This window comes from Frondihabitans sp. PhB188, assembly GCF_003752365.1.
In the GTDB taxonomy this organism is placed as follows: domain Bacteria; phylum Actinomycetota; class Actinomycetes; order Actinomycetales; family Microbacteriaceae; genus Frondihabitans.
The window spans coordinates 358,953-380,582 of the sequence record NZ_RJUO01000001.1; the positions used below are offsets into that span (position 1 = coordinate 358,953).

The window sequence follows — 21,630 nt, forward strand, 5'->3', positions numbered from 1 at the left end:
TCCTAGAGGTATGCCCGGCAGCAGGCCCGGAGGGCTCGTATGCAACAAGTGCGTCCCGGGGTCGAGTCGATGAAGCCTCGGCGAGCATGTCAGTGTCTTCGACAGACACGGTGCGGGATCGACAACCCGCCCAATCCTGCAACAAGACAATCTCGCATCAAGAAGGGTCATCTTCAAGTGGCAGATCTGCAATGGGAATCCATTGACAACAAGGCAGTGAACACTGTCCGCGTTCTCGCGGCCGACGCGGTGGAGAAGGTGGGCAACGGCCACCCCGGCACGGCCATGAGCCTCGCTCCTGCCGCCTACCTCCTCTTCCAGAAGGTCATGCACCGCGACCCCAGCGACAGCACCTGGATCGGTCGCGACCGCTTCATCCTGTCCGTCGGCCACTCGTCGCTGACGCAGTACATCCAGTTCTACCTCGGCGGCTACGGCCTCGAGCTCGAAGACCTGGAGCAGCTCCGCACGTGGGGCTCGAAGACCCCGGGTCACCCCGAGTACGGCCACACCGACGGAATCGAGATCACCACCGGCCCCCTGGGCCAGGGTCTCGCCAGCTCCGTCGGCTTCGCCTACGCGGCCCGCTTCGAGCGCGGCCTGTTCGACCCGGAGGCCCCCGCCGGCACCAGCCCCTTCGACCACTTCGTCTACGTGATCGCCGGCGACGGCGACATGCAGGAGGGCGTGACCAGCGAGGCCGCCTCGCTCGCCGGCCACCAGCAGCTCGGCAACCTGATCGCGATCTACGACTCGAACCAGATCTCGATCGAGGACGACACGAACATCGCCTTCACCGAGGACGTCCACAAGCGCTTCGAGGCCTACGACTGGCACGTCCAGGTCGTCGACTGGAAGAAGACCGGCGAGTACGTCGAAGACGTCGCCGAGCTGAACGACGCCATCGAGCGCGCCCAGGGCGTCACCGACAAGCCGTCGCTGATCATCCTCAAGACCATCATCGCGTGGCCGTCGCCCACCAAGCAGGGCTCCGGCAAGTCGCACGGCTCCGCTCTCGGCGCCGAAGAGATCGCCGGCCTCAAGCGCTTCCTCGAGTTCGACCCGGAGAAGTCGTTCGACGTCGACCCCGAGGTCCTGTCGCACACCCGCAAGGCCGTCGAGCGCGGCCAGGCCCAGCACGCCGAGTGGAACACCAGGCTCGACGAGTGGGCTGCGGCGAACCCCGACAAGAAGGCCCTCCTCGACCGCATGCTCGCGGGCGAGCTGCCCGATGGCCTCGAGGCGGCGCTGCCCGTCTTCGAGCCCGGCAAAGAGGTCTCGACCCGCGCCGCCTCCGGCAAGGTCATCAACGCCATCGCCGGCGTCGTCCCCGAGTTCTGGGGCGGCTCGGCCGACCTCGCCGAGTCGAACCTCACCACGATCTCGAGCGCGCAGTCGTTCGTGCCGTCGGAGTGGTCGACCCACGAGTGGACGGGCAACCCCTACGGCCGCGTCCTCCACTTCGGCATCCGCGAGCACGCCATGGGCTCGATCCTCAACGGCATCGCGCTGCACGGCAACACGCGCCCCTTCGGCGGAACGTTCCTGATCTTCTCCGACTACATGCGCCCGGCAGTCCGACTCGCCGCCCTCATGAAGTCGCCGGTCACCTACGTCTGGACCCACGACTCCGTCGCTCTCGGCGAGGACGGCCCGACGCACCAGCCGGTCGAGCAGCTCGCTGCCCTGCGCGCGATCCCGGGCCTCGACATGGTGCGCCCCGCCGACGCCAACGAGACCGCCTACGCCTGGCTGACGATCCTGCAGCGCTTCTCCGGCCCCGCCGGCCTCGCGCTCAGCCGCCAGAACCTCCCCGTCTTCGAGCGCGGCGACGGCGACGCCGTCGGCGAGACCTTCGCCTCGGCGAAGAACGTCGCCAAGGGCGCCTACGTCCTGGCCGAGGCCCCGGGCGGAACCCCCGACGTGATCCTCATCGCTACCGGATCCGAGGTCCAGATCGCTGTCGACGCCCGCGAGGCGCTTCGCGGCGAGGGCATCAACGCCCGAGTCGTCTCGGCCCCGAGCCTCGAGTGGTTCGACGAGCAGTCGGACGAGTACAAGGAGTCCGTGCTCCCGTCGTCGATCAAGGCGCGCGTCTCGATCGAGGCCGCCATCGCCATGCCGTGGCGCGGCATCGTCGGCGACGCCGGCCGCTCCGTGTCGATCGAGCACTTCGGCGCCTCGGCCGACTACAAGACCCTCTACAAGAAGTTCGGCATGACGACCGAGGCCGCGGTCGCCGCTGCCAAGGACTCGCTGAACTCGCTGGCCGCCCTGTAACGGGCGACGAGCCAGACGAAGGAAGAAGAAAAATGACTGACACCCAGACCACCGCCACCACCCCCACCGCCGAGTTGTCGGCTGCGGGCGTGAGCATCTGGCTCGACGACCTGTCGCGCGAGCGCATCAAGTCCGAGGGCCTGCAGAAGCTGATCGCCGAGCGCAACGTCGTCGGCGTGACCACGAACCCGACGATCTTCGCATCGGCTCTCGCCAAGGGCGAGGCCTACGACGAGCAGGTCGCCGAGCTGGCCAAGGCCGGCACCGGCGTCACCGACGCGGTCTTCGAGATCACGACGGACGACGTCGCGGATGCCTGCAACGTCTTCAAGCCGATCTACGACTCGACCGCCGGCTTCGACGGCCGCGTCTCGATCGAGGTCGAGCCGGGGCTCGCTCACGACGCCGCCGGCACGATCAGCCAGGCCAAGCAGCTCTACGCGAAGGTCGACAAAGAGAACGTCCTCATCAAGATTCCGGCGACCATCGAGGGTCTCGAGGCCATCACCGCCGTCATCGCCGAGGGCATCAGCGTCAACGTCACGCTGATCTTCTCGCTCGAGCGCTACCGTGCCGTGATCCAGGCCTACCTGGCCGGTCTCGAGCAGGCCAAGGCCGCCGGCAAGGACCTCTCGAAGATCCACTCGGTCGCCTCCTTCTTCGTGTCGCGCGTCGACACCGAGATCGACAAGCGCCTCGAGGCCGTCGGCACCGACGAGGCCAAGGCACTCAAGGGCAAGGCGGGCGTCGCGAATGCCCAGCTCGCCTACGAGGTCTACGAGCAGGCCTTCGCCACCGAGCGCGCCACGGGCCTCCTGGCCGCCGGCGCCAACAAGCAGCGTCCGCTCTGGGCCTCGACCGGCGTGAAGGACCCTGCGGTCCTCGATACCACGTACGTGGTCGAGCTCGTCGCCGCCGACGTCGTCAACACCATGCCGGAGAAGACCCTCGAGGCCACCTTCGACCACGGAGTCATCGCCGGCGACACCATCACGGGCTCCTACGCCGCCGCCAACGAGGTCATGGACGCCATCGCGGCCCAGGGCATCTCGTACGACGACGTCGTCGGGGTGCTCGAGTCGGAGGGCGTCGACAAGTTCATCGTCTCCTGGAACGAGCTGCTCGACACGGTCACGGCCGCTCTCGAGGCTGCCAAGTAGCAGTGATCCAAGCGATCAGCATCAGCGCAACCCGCTGACAACGAGGCGGGCGCGGGGTCATCCCCGCGCCCGCCTTCTTGCCGCCCGGGCCCTGCTGCACGTCGGGGCGGCGCGCACGTCACAGCACTACGAGGCAAGGACAACGATTCGACAATGGCACCGGTGGAAATCACGCCGGAGTTCAACCCTCTGAGGTTGCCCTCCGACCGCCGACTCAACCGCATAGCCGGTCCGAGCGGCCTCATCATCTTCGGCGTGACAGGCGATCTGTCACGCAAGAAGCTGATGCCGGCCGTGTACGACCTGGCCAATCGCGGCCTCCTCCCCCCGGGCTTCGCTCTCGTCGGCTTCGCTCGGCGCGAGTGGGAGGACCAGGATTTCGAGCAGGTCGTCTACGAGGCGGTCAAGCAGCACGCTCGCACCCCCTTCGACGAAGACGTCTGGCGTCAGCTCAAAGAGGGGATCCGGTTCGTCCAGGGCTCCTTCGACGACGCGAGCGCCTTCGCCGAGCTCAAGCAGACCATCGACGAGCTCGACACCGAGCGCGGCACGATGGGCAATCACGCGTTCTACCTGTCCATCCCTCCGAAGGCGTTCCCGCTCGTGACCGAGCAGCTCCGCAACTCCGGCCTGGCCGACGACACGGCGGACGGCGCCTGGCGCCGCGTGGTCATCGAGAAGCCGTTCGGTTCCGACCTGACGACCGCGCGCGAGCTCAACGCCGTCGTCGAGACCGTCTTCGAACCCGACTCGGTGTTCCGCATCGACCACTATCTCGGCAAGGAGACCGTCCAGAACCTCCTGACGCTGCGTTTCGCCAACCAGATGTACGAGCCGCTGTGGAACAGCAACTACGTCGACCACGTGCAGATCACGATGGCCGAGGACATTGGCGTGGCCGGCCGGGCCGGCTACTACGACGGCATCGGCGCGGCGCGCGACGTCATTCAGAACCACCTGCTCCAGCTCCTCGCCCTCACGGCGATGGAAGAGCCCGTGAGCTTCGGCGCGAAGGACCTCCGGGCCGAGAAGGAGAAGGTCCTCTCCGCCGTCCGCATCCCCGAAGACCTCTCGAAGGGCACCGCTCGCGGGCAGTACTCCGGTGGCTGGCAAGGCGGCGAGAAGGTGCTCGGCTTCCTGGAGGAGGGCGGCATGAACCCCGACTCCGTCACGGAGACCTTCGCGGCGATCAAGCTCGAGATCGCGACGCGTCGCTGGTCGGGAGTCCCGTTCTACCTCCGTGCCGGCAAGCGCCTCGGCCGCCGGGTCACGGAGATCGCGGTCGTCTTCAAGCGCGTCCCCGAGAACGTCTTCGGTCTGGGTGACGGTGCCGAGCTCGGCCAGAACGCCCTCGTCATCCGCGTGCAGCCCGACGAGGGCGTCACGCTCCGCTTCGGCTCCAAGGTCCCCGGCATCGGCACCCAGGTGCGCGACGTCACGATGGACTTCGGCTACGGCCACGCCTTCACCGAAGCGAGTCCCGAGGCCTACGAGCGTTTGATCCTCGACGTCCTCCTCGGCGACCCGCCGCTGTTCCCCCGTCACGAAGAGGTGGAGCTCTCGTGGAAGATCCTCGACCCGATCGAGGAGTTCTGGGCGACGCAGGGCCAGCCCGATCAGTACCGACCCGGCACGTGGGGCCCCGCCTCCGCCGATGAGCTCATGGCCCGTGACGGCCGAACCTGGAGGCGTCCGTGATCGTCGATCTTCCCGACAGCACCATCAGCCACATCTCGAAGGCCCTCGTCAAGATCCGCGAGGAGGGCGGCGTGGTCGCCCTCGGTCGCGTGCTCACGCTGGTCATCTCCACGAGCCTCGGGCACGAGGAGGAGGCCATCGAGGCCGCCAACGAGGCGTCGCGCGAGCACCCGATGCGCGTCATCGTGATCTCGACCGAAGACGACGGCGCCGACGGCTCCGAGGCCCGCCTCGACGCCCAGATCCGTGTGGGCGGCGACGCCGGCGCGAGCGAGGTCATCCTGCTCCGCGCGTACGGAGACATCGCGGCCGACGAGGAGGGGCTGGTCACGGGCCTGCTCCTGCCCGACGCTCCGGTCGTCGCCTGGTGGCCGGGCAAGGCGCCCGCCGTCGTCTCGGAGTCGCCCCTGGGCAGGATCGCGCAGCGCCGCATCACCGACGCCGCCGCGCAGAGCAATCCCCTCCAGTCGATCGTCGACCTGGCGTCGACGTACGAACCGGGCGACACCGACTTCGCGTGGACCCGCCTCACCCTCTGGCGCACGCAGCTCGCCGCGGCTCTCGACCAGCCGCCGTACGAGCCCGTGACCGCTGTCGAGGTGTCCGGAGCAGCCGACTCCCCGTCGACGCTTCTTCTCGCGGCCTGGCTCCGCCTGCAGCTGCAGGTCCCGGTGGATCACTCGCTCACGACCCGGGCGACCGGCTCGAGCGGCATCCACGGCGTCAAGCTGATCCGCGAATCGGGCCCTATCGAGCTCGAGCGGTCGATCGTGAACGTCGCCACGCTGTCGCAGCCGGGGCAGCCCGTGCACGACCTGTCGCTGCCACGCCGGTCCCTGCGCGACTGCCTGGCCGAGGAACTCCGTAGACTCGACCCAGACTCCCTGTTCGGGAATGTCGTGAAGACCGGCGTGAAGCAATTGCGCGACGACCAAGAAAGCAACTGAGAGTGACGAATGAACGCCGGGTGCTCGTTCACCCTGACAAGCAGAGCCTCGGCGCATCCGTCGCGGCCCGCTTCATCACCAAGATCATCGATGTCATCGAGGAGCAGGACTACGCCTCCGTCGTCCTGAGCGGCGGTTCGGTCAGCACCCTCGTGCTCGCAGCGATCAACCGGTCTGAGGCGCGCGACAGCGTCGACTGGTCGAAGGTGTCCTTCTGGTGGTCTGACGAGCGCTGGGTCGAGGCTGACAGCGCCGACCGCAACGACAAGCAGAACGGCATCGATCTGCTCGACCACATCGGCGTTCCCGCCGAGAACGTGCACCGCTTCGCCGCAGTGGGTGAGCTCGCCTCTGTCGACGAGGCCGCGTCCGCGTACGTGGCCGAGCTCAAGGAGTTCGCGCAGGGTGACGACGAGTCGCCCCGCTTCGACATCACACTGCTCGGCGTCGGGCCCGATGGTCACGTCGCGTCGCTGTTCCCGGACAAGCCGCAGATCAGTGCGACCGAGCCGACTGTCCTCACGATCGACGACTCCCCCAAGCCGCCGCCCGTCCGCCTCTCGCTCAGTCTCCCGGCGATCAACAACTCCCAACGCGTGTGGATGATCCTCGCGGGCGCTGAGAAGGCCGCGTCGCTCGGGCTCGCCCTCGCGGGTGCCGGCGCCGACCAGGTGCCGGTGGCGGGCGTCAAGGGCCGCAAGCGCACCGTGTTCTTCGTCGACAAAGACGCTGCCGCAGAAGTACCCGAGCAGCTCATCGCCTCGACGTACTAGTCGCGGCATCTCGAAGCGCGCACGCCCCTCAGGGTGTGCGCGCTTCGTCGTTCGTGCCGGGCGACTCAGAGGGGCGCAGGAACTGGCAGAGGCCCCCGAACATGACGCTCGGAGGCCTCTGCCAGTTCGTGCGGAAAGCCGCGGCGCTACGCCTTCTTGGCCGGAACCTTGCCGCGACGCTGGCGGAGCTGCTGAAGCGCCTCGTCGAGGAGCTGTGCCGCCTCTTCTTCGGTGCGACGCTCTTTCACGTAGGCGAGGTGCGTCTTGTACGGCTCGAGCTTCGCGACCACAGGCGGGTTGTCTTTGTCGCGACCGGCCGGCAGGCCGCTCGAGGGCGAGTCGACCGTCTCGGGGATCTCTTCGTCGGGGACATTCGCCGCGAAGTGGCGGACGACCTCGTTGCCGAGGGCATCCCAGTAGGAGATGGTGATCCGCTCCGCGTGGAAGCCGCGGTCTTGTTCGCCCATGGGACCTGCGCCGACGCGAGACCCACGGATTGCGCTGCCGCCTGAAGCCATTACGAACCTGCCGAGAACTTGGTGATGAGGCCGAGGACCACGATCGAGGTGATCCAGATCAGGCCGAGGATGACGGTGATGCGGTTGAGGTTGCGCTCAGCGACCCCCGACGCGCCGAGGTTGCTGGTGACGCCGCCGCCGAACATGTCGGAGAGGCCACCACCACGCCCGCGGTGAAGGAGGATGAGGAGGGTCAGCAGGAGGCTCGTGATGCCGAGCACCACCTGCAGTACGACCTGGAGAATTTGCACGGAGAACCTTTCGAGGGGCGGGCCGACAGCAATTATAACTGGACGGCCCGCTGTTTCAGACTCCGACGTGGTTCTGGTAGCGGATGATGCTCGCGAACTCGGTGATATCGAGGCTCGCACCGCCCACCAGCGCGCCGTCGACGTCGGGCTCGCGCATGAACGAGGCGATGTTCGACGCCTTCACGCTGCCGCCGTAGAGGACCCGCGTCGAGGCCGCGGCGTCGGCTCCGAGGAGGTCGACCAGAGTCGCGCGGAGGGCGGCGCAGACCTGCTGGGCCTGGTCGGGCGTCGCCGCCTGGCCGGAGCCGATGGCCCACACGGGCTCGTAGGCGACGACGATCTCGGCAGAGGACGGAACGGCCGCCAGGGCGGCCTTGAGCTGGGCGACGGGCACGGCGCTCGGACCGTGCTTCTCGAGATCGTCGGCCGTCTCGCCGACGCAGACGACCGGCACGAGGCCGTTGCGGTGAGCCGCGGCGACCTTGCTGGCCACGACCTCGTCGGACTCGAGGTGGATCGTGCGGCGTTCGGAGTGGCCGACGATGACGTACTTCACGGCGAGCTTTGACAGGAAGGCGCCCGAGATGTCGCCGGTGAAGGCTCCGGAGTCGTTGTCGGAGAGGTCCTGCGCACCCAGCTCGAGCTCGAGCTTGTCGGCGTCGATCAGGGTCTGCACGCTGCGGAGGTCGGTGAACGGGGGGAAGATCGCCGCCTCGACGGTAGCGGCATCGTGCTTCGCGTCTTTGAGGTTCCACGCGAGCTTCTGCACGAAGGCGATCGACTGCAGGTGGTCGAGGTTCATCTTCCAGTTGCCGGCGATGAGCGGGCGACGTGCGGTTACCATCCGAGGACCTCCAGTCCGGGGAGCTTCTTGCCCTCGAGGAACTCGAGGCTGGCGCCACCGCCGGTCGAGATGTGACCGAACTGGTCGTCGTGGAACCCGAGGGCCCGGACGGCGGAGGCGGAGTCGCCGCCGCCGACGACACCGAGGCCGGAGACCTCGGTCAGCGCCTGGGCGACGGTCTTGGTGCCGGCGGCGAACGCGTCGAACTCGAACACGCCCATGGGGCCGTTCCAGAAGACGGTGGTGGACGCCGTGATGATGTCGGCGAACGCCTTCGCCGTGTCGGGGCCGATGTCGAGTCCGATGCCGTCCGCTCCGAAGCCGGTGGACTCGATCGCGTCGGCTGCGACCGTCTCGTGCTCGGCATCGGCCGAGAAGCCGGAGGCGACCACGACATCGGTCGGCAGGACGAGGTCGATGCCGCGCGACTCCGCGTCGGCGATGTAGCCGCGGACCCGGTCGAGCTGGTCGGCCTCGAGCAGGCTCTTGCCCACGGCGTGGCCCTGGGCCGCGAGGAACGTGAAGAGCATTCCGCCGCCGATCAGGAGATTGTCGACTCGAGGGAGCAGGTGCTCGATGACGCCGAGCTTGTCGGAGACCTTCGAGCCTCCGAGCACGACCGTGTAGGGGCGCTCGGGATTCTCGGTCAGGCGGTCGAGAACCTTCAGCTCGGTCTCGATGAGTGAGCCGGCCGCGCTCGGGAGGAGCTGCGGCAGGTCGTACACGCTGGCCTGCTTTCGGTGTACGACACCAAAGCCGTCCGAGACGAAGGCCTCGCCGAGAGCTGCGAGCTCCGCGGCGAAGGCCTTCCTCTCGTCGTCGCTCTTCGACGTCTCGGCAGCCTGGAACCGGAGGTTCTCGAGCACCGTGATCTGGCCGTCGGTCATCGTCATGACCGCGTCGGTCGTCGCCTGACCGGTCGTCTCGGAGGCGAAGCCCACCGACTTGACCAGCAGCTCGCTCAGTCGCTGGGCGACCGGCGCGAGGCTGTATTCGGGCTTGACCTCGCCGTCGGGGCGGCCGAGGTGCGAGATCACGATGACTCGTGCCCCCGCGTTGATCAGGGTGTTCAAGGTTCCCAGCGAAGCGCGGACGCGACCGTCATCGGTGATCACGCCGTCTTTCAACGGCACGTTCAGGTCGCAGCGGACGATGACGCGCTTGCCGGAGAGGGTTCCGAGGGAGTCGAGGGTACGAAGAGGCATTGAGTGGCCTGTCTCTGTTCTAGATCGCAGACGTCTGGGCAGTCGTGAGACTAGCTCAGAGCTTGGCGGCGACGTACTCGGCGAGGTCGACGAGACGGTTCGAGTAGCCCCACTCGTTGTCGTACCACGACGTGATCTTGACCATGTTGCCGATGATCTTGGTCAGTCCCGAGTCGTAGATGGACGAGTGCGGGTCGGTGCGGATGTCGCTCGACACCAGGGGGTCTTCGGAGTAGAGCAGGATGCCCTTGAGGGGACCCTCAGCGGCCTCTTTGTAGGCGGCGTTGATCTCGTCGACCGTGACGGGGGTCTCGGTGACCAGCGTGACGTCGGTGATCGAGCCGGTCGGCACCGGGACGCGCAGGGCGTAGCCGTCGAGCTTTCCGGCCAGCTCAGGGAGGACGAGTCCGATGGCCTTGGCCGCACCGGTCGAGGTCGGGACGATGTTGAGCGCTGCGGCGCGGGCACGGCGCGGGTCGCTGTGCGGGCCGTCCTGGAGGTTCTGGTCGGCCGTGTAGGCGTGGACCGTCGTCATGAGGCCGCGCTCGACGCCGAACTTGTCGAGGAAGACCTTCATGAGCGGCGCAAGGCTGTTCGTGGTGCACGACGCGTTGGAGATGATGTGGTGGTTGGCGGGGTCGTACTGGTCTTCGTTCACGCCCAGGACGATGGTGACGTCGTCGCCCGTCGCGGGGGCGGAGATGATGACCTTCTTGGCACCGGCGTCGATGTGCTTCCTGGCGGCCTCGGCCTTGGTGAAGAAGCCGGTCGACTCGATGACGATGTCGACACCCAGCTCGCCCCAGGGGAGGTTGGCGGGGTCGCGCTCGGCGAGGACCTTGATCGGCTTGCCGTTGACGACGATGCTGTCGCCGTCGAGCTCGACGGTCGCGTCGAGGCGGCCCGTGATCGAGTCGAACTTCAGGAGGTTGGCGAGGGCTGCGTTGTCGGTGAGGTCGTTGACCGCGACGATCTCGAGGTCGCTGCCCTTGGCGAGTGCGGCGCGGAAGTAGTTACGGCCGATGCGGCCGAAGCCGTTGATACCGATCTTGACGCTCAATGGATCTCCAGTTTTTCAGGCGCCGGGAGGCGCTTCGTGATGGGGCTTGTGGCTAGGAAAGACGAGCTGTGGGCCTCTACGACAGTAGCGCAGAGGGGTCAGAGGACGATGAGGCCGTCGGTCTTGGTCGTGGCGGCTGTGTAGCGGTCTTGGACGTTCTGCCAGGAGACGATGTTCCAGAACGCCTTGATGTAGTCGGCGCGGACGTTCTTGTAGTCGAGGTAGTAGGCGTGCTCCCAGACGTCGAGCATCAGCAGGGGCACGAGGCCGAAGGGCACGTTGCCCTGCTGGTCGAAGAGCTGGAAGATGCTGAGCTTCTGGCCCACGATGTCGTAGGCGAGGACGGCCCAGCCGGAGCCCTGGACGCCGAGGCCGACGGCAGTGAAGTGCGCGACGAACTGGTCGAACGAGCCGAACTGGTCATCGATGACGGACGCGAGGTCGCCGGTGGGCTTGTCGCCGCCGTCCGGGGACATGTTGGTCCAGAAGATGGAGTGGTTGACGTGGCCGCCGAGGTTGAACGCCAGGTCTTTCTCGAGCTTGTTGACGTTCGCGAGGTTGCCGCTCTCGCGGGCTTCGGCGAGGGCCGCGTTGGCGGTGTTCGCGCCGGCGACGTAGGTCGCGTGGTGCTTGGAGTGGTGCAGCTCCATGATCTGGCCCGAGATGCTCGGCGCGAGGGCCGAGTAGTCGTACGCAAGGTCGGGAAGAGTGTATTCGGCCATCGTCGTCTCCTAGCTAGCGGTGCGGTTCGGTGCTGACTGGCCCAGTGTAGTGACGGCTCAGCGAACGGTGATCGCGCGCGACGCAAACCTTCAGGAAACCCCGGGGGGTGCCTGACCAAACTCGTGGGTGCCGGTCGGAGAGTTCCTGCGCCCCGGTGTTCGGTCGGCTAGTCGAGGTCGAGGTCGGCCGGCAGGTTCGCCTCGGTGCCTGGGATGCCGTCGTCGGCGGCCTTCTTGTCGGCCATCGCGAGGAGACGGCGGATGCGGCCGGCGACGGCGTCTTTCGTCATCGGCGGGTCGGCGTGGTGGCCGAGCTCGTCGAGGCTGGCGTCGCGGTGCGCGAGGCGGAGCTCGCCGGCGTAGCGGAGGTGGTCGGGGATCTCGTCGCCGAGGATCTCCATGGCGCGGTCGACGCGGGCGCAGGCGGCGACGGCGGCCTGGGCCGAACGGCGGAGGTTCGCGTCGTCGAAGTTGACCAGGCGATTGGCCGTGGCGCGGACCTCGCGGCGCTGACGGAGCTCCTCCCAGTCGCTGACGCTCTTCTCGGCGCCCATCTGCTTGAGCATGGCGCTGATCGACTCGCCGTCGCGGATGACGACTCGGTGGACGCCGCGGACCTCGCGGGCCTTGGCGGCGATGCCGAGGCGGCCGGCGGCGCCGACGAGAGCCATGGCGGCCTCGTTTCCGGGGCAGACGACCTCGAGAGCTGCCGAGCGGCCCGGGTCGGTGAGCGAGCCCTGAGCGAGGAAGGCGCCGCGCCAGATGGCGGCGAGGTCTTCGCGGGAGCCGGTCGTGAGGCGGTTGGGGAGGCCGCGCACGGGGCGGCGTCGGGCGTCCATCAGACCGGTCTGGCGCGCGAGGGTCTCGCCCGCCTCGTGGACGCGGACGAGGTAGTGGCTGGTGCGGCGGAGGCCGGTCGCGGCGATCACCGAGACGTCGCTGCGGGCACCGTAGAGCTCGGCGAGGTCTTTGCGGACCCGACGGGCGAGCAGCGCGCTGTCGAGCTCGGCCTCGACGGCGATGCGCCCCGAGATGACATGCAGACCGCCGGCGAATCGAAGAACCGTGGCGACCTCGGCCGCTCGGACCGTGGTCTTCTGGACCTCCACTCGCGCGAGTTCTTCTTTGACGTCGGCGGTTTGAGCCACAGCGGTTCCTCACATGTTTCGGGATGGGCGCTTCGCTGGCGAAGCGGTCGGGGTGCCGACCTCGGCAGGCACGGGCAACGGCTGGGCCGATCGCGGGATCACTCGCGACCGAGGTCGCGGTGCTTCACGCTGACGGCTACTCCCGGGAGTCCACGCAGATGCGCGGCCAGCTCGCCGACGAGGGTCACCGATCGGTGTTTTCCGCCCGTACAGCCGATAGCGATCGTAGCGTGTCTCTTGTTCTCGCGCTGATAGCCGGCCATCACAGGCTCGAGGGCGGCGCCGAACGCCACGATGAACTGGCGCGCCCCCGGTTGCCCCAGGACGTACTGCTGGACGTCGTCGTCGAGTCCGTTGTGCGCCCGGAGCTCGGGCACCCAGTAGGGGTTCGGCAGGAAGCGCGCGTCTCCGATCATGTCGGCGTCGGTCGGCAGTCCGTACTTGAAGCCGAAGCTCAGGACGGTGACCTGCACCCCGGGGGTCTCGGGGGCGGCGAACTTCTCGGTGATCGTGGTCGCGAGCTGGTGGATGTTCAGCTCGGAGGTGTCGATGATGATGTCGCTCGACTCGCGGAGCTCTTCCATGCGGCTGCGCTCGGCGAGGATGCCGTCGAGGAGCGTGCCGTCGCCCTGGAGCGGGTGCGGACGGCGGACCTGCTCGAATCGGCGGACCAGAGCGGCGTCGGTCGCGTCGAGGAACAGCACGCGCACCTTCTGCGGCATGGACTCCTGCAGCGCCCGCACGGCCTCCTGCGCCTCGGAGAAGAGGCGGCCGCCGCGCACGTCGACCACGGCGGCGACCTTCGGGAGGGAGTCGCCCGCGCGTTCGGCGAGGTCGATCAGAGGTCGCAGCATCTGGGCGGGCAGATTGTCGACCACGTACCAGCCGAGGTCTTCGAGGGCGTTGCCGACAGTGGAGCGGCCGGCGCCCGACATTCCGCTGACGATCAGGACGTCCTGTTGCTCGGCGGCGCTCGGGGCTCCTACGGTGTCCGTCACGCCTCGCCCTCCGTCGTGGTCGAGACGAGTGTATCGGCAGGCTCCTCCGTCGAGGCGGGATTCGCGGCCTGAGTACCGCCGCCGAGCGTCGCGACGATGCTGTCGGCGAGCTTCGGCCCGATGCCCTTCACCTCCGCGATGTCGTGAGCGGTCGCGGTCTTCAAGCGCGAGACCGAGCCGAAGTGCTTGAGCAGCATGGCGACCCGGGCGGCGCCAAGACCGGGGATCTCGGAGAGCTGCGTCGCCACGTCCTTCTTGCGCTTCTGCCGCTGGAAGGTGATCGCGAAGCGGTGCGCCTCGTCGCGGATCCGCTGGATCAGGAAGAGCGCGTCGGAGTTGCGCGGAAGGATCACCGGGAAGTCGTCGTCGGGCAGCCAGATCTCCTCCAGCCGCTTGGCGATGCCGCAGAGCTGGATGCCGGTGACGCCGAGGTCGTCCATCGCGCGCTGAGCCGCGGCGACCTGCGGCTGGCCGCCGTCGACGATCAGGAGGTTCGGGCGGTAGGCGAAGCGCTTGCGCTGCTCCCCCACCTCCTCGACGGGCGCCAGCTCGTCGTCGAGGCGGGCCAGGCGCCTCGTGAGCGTCTGGTGGATCGACTCGGTGTCGTCGGTCGACGACGGGATGCTGAACCGTCGGTACTGGTCTTTGCGAGGCAGGCCGTCTTCGAAGACGACCATCGAGGCGACGATGTTGGTGCCCTGCAGGTGCGAGACGTCGTAGCACTCCATCCGCAGGGGCGCCTCGTCCATGCCGAGGGCCTCCTGGATGTCGGCCAGCGCGGTCGAGCGCGTCGCGAAGTCGGCGCTCCTCCGCGTCTTGTAGAGCATGAGCGCTTGTCCGGCGTTGATCGCCGCGGTCTGCATCAGGTTCGCCTTGTCACCGCGCTCCGGCGTGTGAAGCGCCACTCGGCCCCGGACCCGGCCGTCGGCGCTGCCCTCGCGTCGCAGGTCGGTCAGCCATGTCTCGAGGGCCTCCGCGTCGTCGGGCAGTGCCGGCACCACGATCTCGCGCGGCAGGTCGCCGCCTTTGCTGTAGACGTCTTGAACGGCCTGCTCGACGATGTCGCCGGTCGAGATGTCGATCTCTTTGTCGAGCACCCACGCCCGGGCCCCGCGGATGCGGCCGCCTCGCACGGTGAAGAGCTGCACGGCCGCCGCGAGCTCGTCTTCCGCGACGGCGAACAGGTCGAGATCGACGGAATCGCGCAGGACCACGGCCGACTTCTCGAGCACGGCCTCGAGGGCGCCCACCTGGTCGCGGTACATCGCGGCCTCCTCGTACCGCTGCTCTTCGGCGGCGACCTTCATCAGGCGCTGCCGCTCGGCGATCACCTTGCGGTCGTAGCTGCCCATGAAGCGCACGAACTCGTCGACGATCGCCCGGTGCTCCTCGACGGTGACCCGCCCCGAGCACGGCCCTCCGCAGCGGCCGATCTGCCCGGGAAAGCACGGCTTGCCCGTCTCCATGGCCTTCTTGTAGCTGGAGTCGGAGCAGGTGCGGATCGGGAACACCTTGATCATCAGGTCGATCGTGTCGTGCACGGCCCAGATCTTCGGGAAGGGCCCGAAGTACTTGGCGCCCTTGATCTTCGTGTTGCGCGACACCATCACCCGCGGCGCCTCGTCGGCCAGGGTGATCGCCATGAAGGGGTAGGTCTTGTCGTCGCGGAACTTGACGTTGAAGGGCGGGTCGAACTCCTTGATCCAGGTGTACTCGAGCTGGAGCGCCTCGATGTCGGTGCCGACGACGGTCCAGTCGACGCTCCGCGCGGTCAGCACCATGCGCCGCGTGCGCTCGTGCAGCGACGGAAGCGGCGCGAAGTAGTTGCTCAGACGCGCGCGGAGGTTCTTCGCCTTGCCCACGTAGAGCACCCGGCCGCGTTCGTCGCGCCAGCGGTAGACGCCCGGCTGGGTAGGGATGTCGCCCGCCTTCGGGCGCCAGGAAACGGTGTTCGCCATGGGGTGGGCCTACTTCGCCAGCGCCTTCGCGCGGGGCGCACGCGCCCGCACCTTGGCCGGCGCCGGGATCTCGCCACGCGGGATGGACAGGATCTCGGCCAGGAACCGCCCGGTGTGGCTCTCCGGGACCGCCGCAAGATGCTCGGGCGTGCCCGTAGCGAGCACGCGCCCTCCCCCGGCGCCACCCTCGGGGCCCATGTCGATGAGCCAGTCGGCCGACTTGATCACGTCGAGGTTGTGCTCGATCGTGATGACCGTGTTGCCCTTCTCGACGAGGCCGTTCAGCACCAGCAGGAGCTTGCGGACGTCTTCGAAGTGCAGCCCGGTGGTCGGCTCGTCGAGCACGTAGATGCTGCGGCCGTTCGAGCGCTTCTGGAGCTCGGTGGCCAGTTTCACGCGCTGCGCCTCGCCGCCCGACAGCGTGGTCGCGCTCTGCCCGAGACGGACGTAGCCGAGCCCGACGTCGACCAGCGTGGTCATGAACCGCGAGATCGCCGAGATCGGCGCGAAGAACTCGGCCGCCTCGCTGATCGGCATGTCGAGCACCTCGGAGATGTTCTTGCCCTTGTAGTGCACCTGGAGCGTGTCGCGGTTATAGCGGTCGCCGTGGCAGACCTCGCACGCGACGTAGACGTCGGGCAGGAAGTTCATCTCGATCTTGATCGTGCCGTCGCCCGCGCAGTTCTCGCAGCGGCCGCCCTTGACGTTGAAGCTGAACCGGCCGGGCAGGTAGCCGCGCGCCTTCGCCTCGACGGTCTCGGCGAAGAGGTTGCGGATCTTGTCGAAGACGCCGGTGTAGGTCGCGGGGTTCGAGCGCGGCGTGCGGCCGATCGGCGCCTGGTCGACGTGCACGACCTTGTCGAGGTTGTCGAGCCCGGTGACGCGGGTGTGCTTGCCGGGGATCTGCCGGGCGCCGTTGAGCTGGTTGGCGAGCACCTTGTAGAGGATGTCGTTCACGAGCGACGACTTGCCCGAGCCGCTCACTCCCGTCACGGCCACGAAGGCGCCGAGCGGGAACTCGACCGTGACGTCGTGCAGGTTGTTGGCCTTCGCCCCGACGACCGTGATCTTACGGGCCGGGTCGAGCGCGCGACGGCTTGTCGGCGTCTCGATCGAGCGGCGGCCGGCCAGGTAGTCGCCGGTGTACGACGACGTGTTCGCCAGCAGCTCCTCATAGCCGCCCGAGTGCACGACCGTGCCGCCGTTGACGCCCGCGCCCGGACCGATGTCGACGATCCAGTCGGCGGTGCGGATGGTGTCTTCGTCGTGCTCGACGACGATCAGCGTGTTGCCGAGGTTCTTGAGCTTGACGAGAGTGTCGATGAGGCGGCGGTTGTCTCGCTGGTGCAGGCCGATGGAGGGTTCGTCGAGCACGTACAGCACGCCCGTGAGACCTGATCCGATCTGGGTGGCCAGACGGATGCGCTGCGCCTCGCCGCCCGAGAGCGAGCCCGCCGAACGCGACAGAGACAGGTAGGTGAGGCCCACTTCGAGCAGGAACTCGAGTCTGACGCGGATCTCGCGCAGCACCTGGGCGGCGATGCGGGCTTCGCGTGCGGTGAGCTCGACGGTGTTCATGAACGAGAACGCGTCGGTGAGGCTGAGCTCGGACACGTCGGCGATGTTGCGCCCGTCGACGAGCACGGCCAGCACCTCGGGCTTGAGGCGCTTGCCCTTGCAGACGACGCAGGGGATCTCGCGGAGGTAGCTGGCGTAGCGCTGTCGCTGCGAGTCGCTCTCGGCTTCGGCGTACTTGCGCTCGATGTAGGGCATGACGCCCTCGAAGCCGGTGGAGTACTTCATCTCGCGGCCGAAGCGGTTGCGGTAGCGCACCGTGACCTCGAAGTCGTTGCCCTCGAGCACCGCTTTCTTCACCTCGGCCGAGAGGTCGCGCCACGGCGTCTTGAGCGAGAAGCCGAGGTCGCCCGAGAGGCCTTCGAGGAGCTTCTGGAAGTAGTTGTAGAGGCCCTTGCCCGACTGGGTCCAGGGCAGGATCACGCCCTCGGCGAGGCTCAGCTCGTCGTCGCCCAGCAGGAGGTCGGAGTCGACCGACATCTTCGTTCCGAGGCCGGAGCACTCGGGGCACGCGCCGAACGGCGCGTTGAACGAGAAGGTCCGGGGCTCGATCTCGGTGAGCTGGACGGGGTGGCCGTTCGGGCACGAGAGCTTCTCAGAGAATGTGCGGAATGCTGCCGGGCCCGTCTCGTCGACGAAGTTGATGGTCACGAGGCCGTCGGTGAGGCGGAGCGCCGTCTCGAGGGAGTCGGTGAGGCGCGAGAGGACGTCGTCGGAGGCGACCAGGCGGTCGATGACCACCGAGATGTCGTGCTTGATCTGCTTCTTCAGAACCGGCGGCGAGCTGAGCTGGATCTGCTCGCCGTCGACGATCGCTCGCGAGTAGCCCGACGAGGCCAGCTCTTTGAAGAGGTCGACGAACTCGCCCTTCTTCTGCGACACGATGGGGCTGAGCACCTGGTACCGGCGGCCCGTCTCGAGCGTCATCAGCTGATCGGCGATCTGTTGGACCGTCTGCTTGCTGATCGTCTCACCGCAGACGGCGCAGTGGGCGATTCCGATGCGGGCCCAGAGCAGGCGCATGTAGTCGTAGATCTCGGTGATCGTGCCGACGGTCGACCGCGGGTTGCGGTTGGTCGACTTCTGGTCGATCGAGACGGCGGGGCTGAGGCCCTCGATGAAGTCGACGTCGGGTCGATCCACCTGGCCCAGGAACTGCCGCGCGTACGCCGACAGGGACTCGACGTAGCGGCGCTGGCCCTCGGCGAAGATCGTGTCGAACGCGAGGGACGACTTGCCCGAGCCGCTCAGGCCGGTGAACACCACGAGCGAGTCGCGCGGGATCGCCAGGTCGACGTTCTGCAGGTTGTGGACTCGTGCGCCGCGGACTGTCAGGGTCGAGACGTCGCCGGGGTCGGTGATCGAGGCGGAGACGACGGCCGGGGTCAGGACCGTCTCAGCCGCTGGTGCGGCCTTCTTCGGAGCCTTGGAGGAAGTCTTCTTGGGGGTCTGCGCGGGTGAAGTCGACACTGTGTCCATTCTACGGCGTTCGGATTTCGGAAGTCGGCGGGCGGTCTCAGTCGACAGAGGGCTGCACCCGGGTGAGGCGGACGGAGAGGTTCCAGAGGCGGGTCGCCGCCTTGCGGCCGTGCGCGTGCTTCTTGGCCCGCACGACGGCGGGGGCGCCGGTCAGCTGGAACCAGCCGTCGGGCCCCCAGTACTCGCCACCCTGCGCATCGGCGCCGACGGCGGCGTGCGCCAAGGGCCGCGCGCCCTGGTCTTTACCCTGCGAGACCGTCCGCATGAGGCCGATGATCGGGGCGGGGAGCCAGCGGCGCCGGACGATGCCGGGCCGGCGCTCGGTCAGGTTCTCGAGAGCGAAGCCGGGATGGGCGACGACGCTTCGGACGCTCGAGCCCGAGGCGCGGAGTCGCCGATCGAGGTCGAACCCGAAGGTCATCACGGCGAGCTTCGACCGCGCGTACGCGACGTAGCCGCGGTAGCGGGTCACCATCATCGGGTCGTCGAGATCGAGTCGCACCCAGCGGTGGCTGATGCTGCCGAGGTGCACGATGCGCCCGGCCTTCGCGGCCTTCAGTGCCGGCATCAGGTGCGAGATCAGCGCGAAGTGGCCGAGGTGGTTGGTACCGAACTGCAGCTCGAAGCCGTCGGAGGTCGTTGCTCGCGACCGCGAGCCGACGACGCCGGCGTTGGCGACGAGCACGTCGACCGGGCCGCCCGCGCGGATCTCTGCGGCGGCCGTGCGGATCGACTCCAGGTTCGCGAGGTCGGCGATGACGACTTCGAGCTGTGCGTCCGGCAGTCGAGAGCGGATGCTGTCGACAGCCGCCTGCGCGCGGGCCGCGTCACGGCATGCCAGGATGACCACCGCGCCGGTGGCGGCGAGCTGCTCGGTGACGAAGTAGCCGAGACCTGCGTTCGCGCCGGTGACGACGACCCGGAGGCGCGGCGCCCCGGGCTCAGCGGACATGGCCCGCGGCCTCCATCTGCCGGAGGTCTTTCTTGAGGTCGGCGACCTCGTCCCGCAGGCGGCCGGCCAGCTCGAACTTGAGCTCTGCAGCGGCCTGCAGCATCTGCTCGTTGAGGTCGGCGATGATCGTCTCGAGCCCGCCGGCCGCACCGGCCGCCATGCCCTCGCGGCGGAGGTTCGGCGTCGGGGCGCGCTTGCCGCCCTGGCGGCCGGCGAGCAGCTCGGCCGTGTCGGCTCCTTCGCGGGCGAGCACCGCGGTGATGTCGGCGATCTTCTTGCGGAGCGGCTGCGGATCGATGCCGCGCTCGAGGTTGTAGGCGACCTGCTTCTCGCGGCGACGGTCCGTCTCGTCGAGCGCCTGCTTCATCGAGTCGGTCATCTTGTCGGCGTACATGTGCACCTCGCCCGAGACGTTGCGGGCGGCGCGGCCGATCGTCTGGATCAGCGAGGTGGACGAGCGGAGGAAGCCCTCCTTGTCGGCATCGAGGATGGCCACGAGCGACACCTCGGGGAGGTCGAGGCCCTCGCGCAGCAGGTTGATGCCGACGAGGACGTCGTAGACGCCCTGCCGCAGCTCGGTGAGGAGCTCGACACGACGGAGCGTGTCGACATCGGAGTGCAGGTAGCGGACCCGTACCCCCGCTTCGGTGAAGAAGTCGGTGAGCTCTTCGGCCATCTTCTTCGTCAGGGTCGTCACCAGGACGCGCTCGTCGCGCTCGGTGCGGAGTCGGATCTCTTCGAGGAGGTCGTCGATCTGCCCCTCCGACGGCTTGATGACGATCTTCGGGTCGATGAGGCCTGTCGGACGGATGATCTGCTCGACCACGCTGTCGGTGATGCCGAGCTCATAGCGGCCCGGCGTCGCCGACAGGTAGACCTTCTGGCCGACCCGGTCGAGGAACTCGTCGAATTTGAGCGGCCGGTTGTCGAGCGCGCTCGGCAGGCGGAACCCGTGATCGACGAGAGTGCGCTTGCGCGACGCGTCACCCTCGTACATGGCGCCGATCTGTGGCACGGTGACGTGCGACTCATCGATCACGACGAGGAAGTCGTCGGCGAAGTAGTCGAGCAGGCAGTGCGGCGCCTCGCCCGGCGAGCGGCCGTCGATGTGGGCCGAGTAGTTCTCGATGCCGTTGCAGAAGCCGATCTGCTCCATCATCTCGAGGTCGAACGTGGTGCGCATGCGCAGACGCTGCGACTCGAGGAGCTTGCCCTGCTTGTCGAGCTCTTCGAGCCGCACGGCGAGCTCTTCTTTGATCGTGCCGATGGCGCGGTGCATCACGTCGGTGCCGGCCACGTAGTGCGAGCCGGGGAACACCGAGACGGCCTCGACGGTGCGCACGACGTCGCCGGTCAGAGGGTGGAGGTAGTAGAGCGCCTCGATCTCGTCGCCGAACATCTCGATGCGCACGGCGAGCTCCTCGTACATCGGGATGATCTCGATCGTGTCGCCGCGCACGCGGAAGTTGCCGCGCGAGAAGTCGATGTCGTTGCGCTGGTACTGCATGGCGACGAAGCGCCGGATCAGCTGGTCGCGCGGGATCTGCATGCCGACCTGGAGCGCGATCATCGCCTCCATGTAGCCCTCGGGCGTGCCGAGGCCGTAGATGCAGGAGACGGTCGAGACCACGATGACGTCGCGCCGGCTGAGCAGCGAGTTCGTGGTCGAGTGGCGCAGGCGCTCGACTTCGGCGTTGACCGAGGAGTCTTTCTCGATGAAGGTGTCGGTCTGCGGGACGTACGCCTCGGGCTGGTAGTAGTCGTAGTACGAGACGAAGTACTCGACGGCGTTGTTCGGGAACAGCTCCCGGAACTCGTTGGCCAGCTGGGCGGCGAGCGTCTTGTTGTGGGCCAGCACCAGGGTCGGACGCTGCACGGCCTCGACGAGCCACGCGGTCGTCGCGGACTTGCCGGTACCGGTTGCGCCGAGAAGCACGACGTCGGTCTCACCGGCGTTGATTCGGCCGGCGAGCTCAGCGATAGCGGCGGGTTGATCGCCGCTCGGCTGGTACTCGCTGACCACTTCGAAGGGGCGGACGCTGCGAGTCGGTTCCATAGAACA

The 21,630-nt window shown here is 67.9% G+C and carries 17 protein-coding genes; 5 read left to right on the forward strand and 12 right to left on the reverse strand.

The features are described from left to right. The first annotated feature begins 177 nt into the window (after nucleotides 1-177). The 5 genes from tkt to pgl all read left to right on the forward strand — a co-directional run bounded on the left by tkt (nucleotide 178) and on the right by pgl (nucleotide 6,858). Complete coding sequence (gene tkt / locus EDF46_RS01705; protein ID WP_123504546.1) at nucleotides 178-2,280, forward strand: transketolase; 2,103 nt, start codon at nucleotides 178-180, stop codon at nucleotides 2,278-2,280. 32 nt (nucleotides 2,281-2,312) lie between these two features. Continuing rightward, nucleotides 2,313-3,440, forward strand: a complete 1,128-nt coding sequence (tal, locus tag EDF46_RS01710; protein WP_123504547.1) for a transaldolase — start codon at nucleotides 2,313-2,315, stop codon at nucleotides 3,438-3,440. A 153-nt stretch (nucleotides 3,441-3,593) separates the two neighbouring features. Continuing rightward, nucleotides 3,594-5,138, forward strand: coding sequence for a glucose-6-phosphate dehydrogenase (zwf, locus tag EDF46_RS01715; protein ID WP_123504548.1), 1,545 nt, complete (start codon nucleotides 3,594-3,596; stop codon nucleotides 5,136-5,138). Beyond that, nucleotides 5,135-6,085 carry a glucose-6-phosphate dehydrogenase assembly protein OpcA gene (locus EDF46_RS01720; protein WP_123504549.1) on the forward strand — a complete coding sequence of 317 codons (951 nt, stop codon included), beginning with the start codon at nucleotides 5,135-5,137 and terminating at the stop codon, nucleotides 6,083-6,085. Before zwf ends, EDF46_RS01720 begins: the two co-directional genes overlap by 4 nt. 2 nt (nucleotides 6,086-6,087) lie before the next feature. Then, nucleotides 6,088-6,858, forward strand: a complete 771-nt coding sequence (pgl, locus tag EDF46_RS01725; RefSeq protein WP_123504550.1) for a 6-phosphogluconolactonase — start codon at nucleotides 6,088-6,090, stop codon at nucleotides 6,856-6,858. Nucleotides 6,859-7,004: 146 nt separating this feature from the next. Here pgl and EDF46_RS01730 read toward each other — a convergent pair whose 3' ends face one another. The 12 genes from EDF46_RS01730 to uvrB all read right to left on the reverse strand — a co-directional run bounded on the left by EDF46_RS01730 (nucleotide 7,005) and on the right by uvrB (nucleotide 21,624). Then, nucleotides 7,005-7,376, reverse strand: coding sequence for an RNA polymerase-binding protein RbpA (locus tag EDF46_RS01730; RefSeq protein ID WP_123504551.1), 372 nt, complete (start codon nucleotides 7,374-7,376; stop codon nucleotides 7,005-7,007). Then, on the reverse strand, nucleotides 7,376-7,627 hold the full coding sequence (secG, locus tag EDF46_RS01735) for a preprotein translocase subunit SecG (RefSeq protein WP_123504552.1): 252 nt from the start codon (nucleotides 7,625-7,627) through the stop codon (nucleotides 7,376-7,378). Before secG ends, EDF46_RS01730 begins: the two co-directional genes overlap by 1 nt. 55 nt (nucleotides 7,628-7,682) lie before the next feature. Continuing rightward, on the reverse strand, nucleotides 7,683-8,471 hold the full coding sequence (gene tpiA / locus EDF46_RS01740; RefSeq protein WP_123504553.1) for a triose-phosphate isomerase: 789 nt from the start codon (nucleotides 8,469-8,471) through the stop codon (nucleotides 7,683-7,685). Next, nucleotides 8,465-9,676, reverse strand: a complete 1,212-nt coding sequence (gene pgk, locus EDF46_RS01745; RefSeq protein WP_123504554.1) for a phosphoglycerate kinase — start codon at nucleotides 9,674-9,676, stop codon at nucleotides 8,465-8,467. The genes tpiA and pgk overlap by 7 nt, the downstream gene beginning before the upstream one ends. Before the next feature lie 55 nt (nucleotides 9,677-9,731). Continuing rightward, nucleotides 9,732-10,736 (reverse strand): type I glyceraldehyde-3-phosphate dehydrogenase, encoded by a 1,005-nt coding sequence (gene gap / locus EDF46_RS01750; RefSeq protein ID WP_123504555.1) that lies wholly within the window; start codon nucleotides 10,734-10,736, stop codon nucleotides 9,732-9,734. A 98-nt stretch (nucleotides 10,737-10,834) separates the two neighbouring features. Next, nucleotides 10,835-11,458, reverse strand: a complete 624-nt coding sequence (locus EDF46_RS01755) for a superoxide dismutase (RefSeq protein ID WP_123504556.1) — start codon at nucleotides 11,456-11,458, stop codon at nucleotides 10,835-10,837. A 167-nt stretch (nucleotides 11,459-11,625) separates the two neighbouring features. Then, nucleotides 11,626-12,606, reverse strand: a complete 981-nt coding sequence (whiA, locus tag EDF46_RS01760) for a DNA-binding protein WhiA (protein WP_123504557.1) — start codon at nucleotides 12,604-12,606, stop codon at nucleotides 11,626-11,628. Between the two features lie 98 nt (nucleotides 12,607-12,704). Next, nucleotides 12,705-13,604, reverse strand: coding sequence for an RNase adapter RapZ (rapZ, locus tag EDF46_RS01765; RefSeq protein WP_123504558.1), 900 nt, complete (start codon nucleotides 13,602-13,604; stop codon nucleotides 12,705-12,707). Next, nucleotides 13,601-15,562: an excinuclease ABC subunit UvrC gene (gene uvrC, locus EDF46_RS01770; RefSeq protein WP_123504559.1), complete on the reverse strand. Its 1,962-nt coding sequence runs from the start codon at nucleotides 15,560-15,562 to the stop codon at nucleotides 13,601-13,603. Before uvrC ends, rapZ begins: the two co-directional genes overlap by 4 nt. A 9-nt stretch (nucleotides 15,563-15,571) precedes the next feature. Then, nucleotides 15,572-18,526 carry an excinuclease ABC subunit UvrA gene (gene uvrA, locus EDF46_RS01775; protein ID WP_370454059.1) on the reverse strand — a complete coding sequence of 985 codons (2,955 nt, stop codon included), beginning with the start codon at nucleotides 18,524-18,526 and terminating at the stop codon, nucleotides 15,572-15,574. Nucleotides 18,527-18,653: 127 nt separating this feature from the next. Next, a complete protein-coding gene (locus tag EDF46_RS01780; RefSeq protein ID WP_123504561.1) occupies nucleotides 18,654-19,568 on the reverse strand; it encodes an SDR family NAD(P)-dependent oxidoreductase in 915 nt (304 codons plus the stop codon). Then, nucleotides 19,558-21,624: an excinuclease ABC subunit UvrB gene (uvrB, locus tag EDF46_RS01785; RefSeq protein ID WP_123504562.1), complete on the reverse strand. Its 2,067-nt coding sequence runs from the start codon at nucleotides 21,622-21,624 to the stop codon at nucleotides 19,558-19,560. The genes EDF46_RS01780 and uvrB overlap by 11 nt, the downstream gene beginning before the upstream one ends. Between the last annotated feature and the right edge of the window lie 6 nt (nucleotides 21,625-21,630).

Excerpts from the sequence above, each read along its gene's own strand:
- tpiA (WP_123504553.1), bottom strand. The coding sequence starts at position 8,471 with ATGGTAACCGCACGTCGCCCGCTCATCGCCGGCAACTGGAAGATGAAC.
- uvrB (WP_123504562.1), bottom strand. The coding sequence starts at position 21,624 with ATGGAACCGACTCGCAGCGTCCGCCCCTTCGAAGTGGTCAGCGAGTAC.
- zwf (WP_123504548.1), top strand. The coding sequence starts at position 3,594 with ATGGCACCGGTGGAAATCACGCCGGAGTTCAACCCTCTGAGGTTGCCC.
- tal (WP_123504547.1), top strand. The coding sequence starts at position 2,313 with ATGACTGACACCCAGACCACCGCCACCACCCCCACCGCCGAGTTGTCG.
- EDF46_RS01730 (WP_123504551.1), bottom strand. The coding sequence starts at position 7,376 with ATGGCTTCAGGCGGCAGCGCAATCCGTGGGTCTCGCGTCGGCGCAGGT.
- EDF46_RS01780 (WP_123504561.1), bottom strand. The coding sequence starts at position 19,568 with ATGTCCGCTGAGCCCGGGGCGCCGCGCCTCCGGGTCGTCGTCACCGGC.
- pgk (WP_123504554.1), bottom strand. The coding sequence starts at position 9,676 with ATGCCTCTTCGTACCCTCGACTCCCTCGGAACCCTCTCCGGCAAGCGC.
- EDF46_RS01755 (WP_123504556.1), bottom strand. The coding sequence starts at position 11,458 with ATGGCCGAATACACTCTTCCCGACCTTGCGTACGACTACTCGGCCCTC.
- uvrC (WP_123504559.1), bottom strand. The coding sequence starts at position 15,562 with ATGGCGAACACCGTTTCCTGGCGCCCGAAGGCGGGCGACATCCCTACC.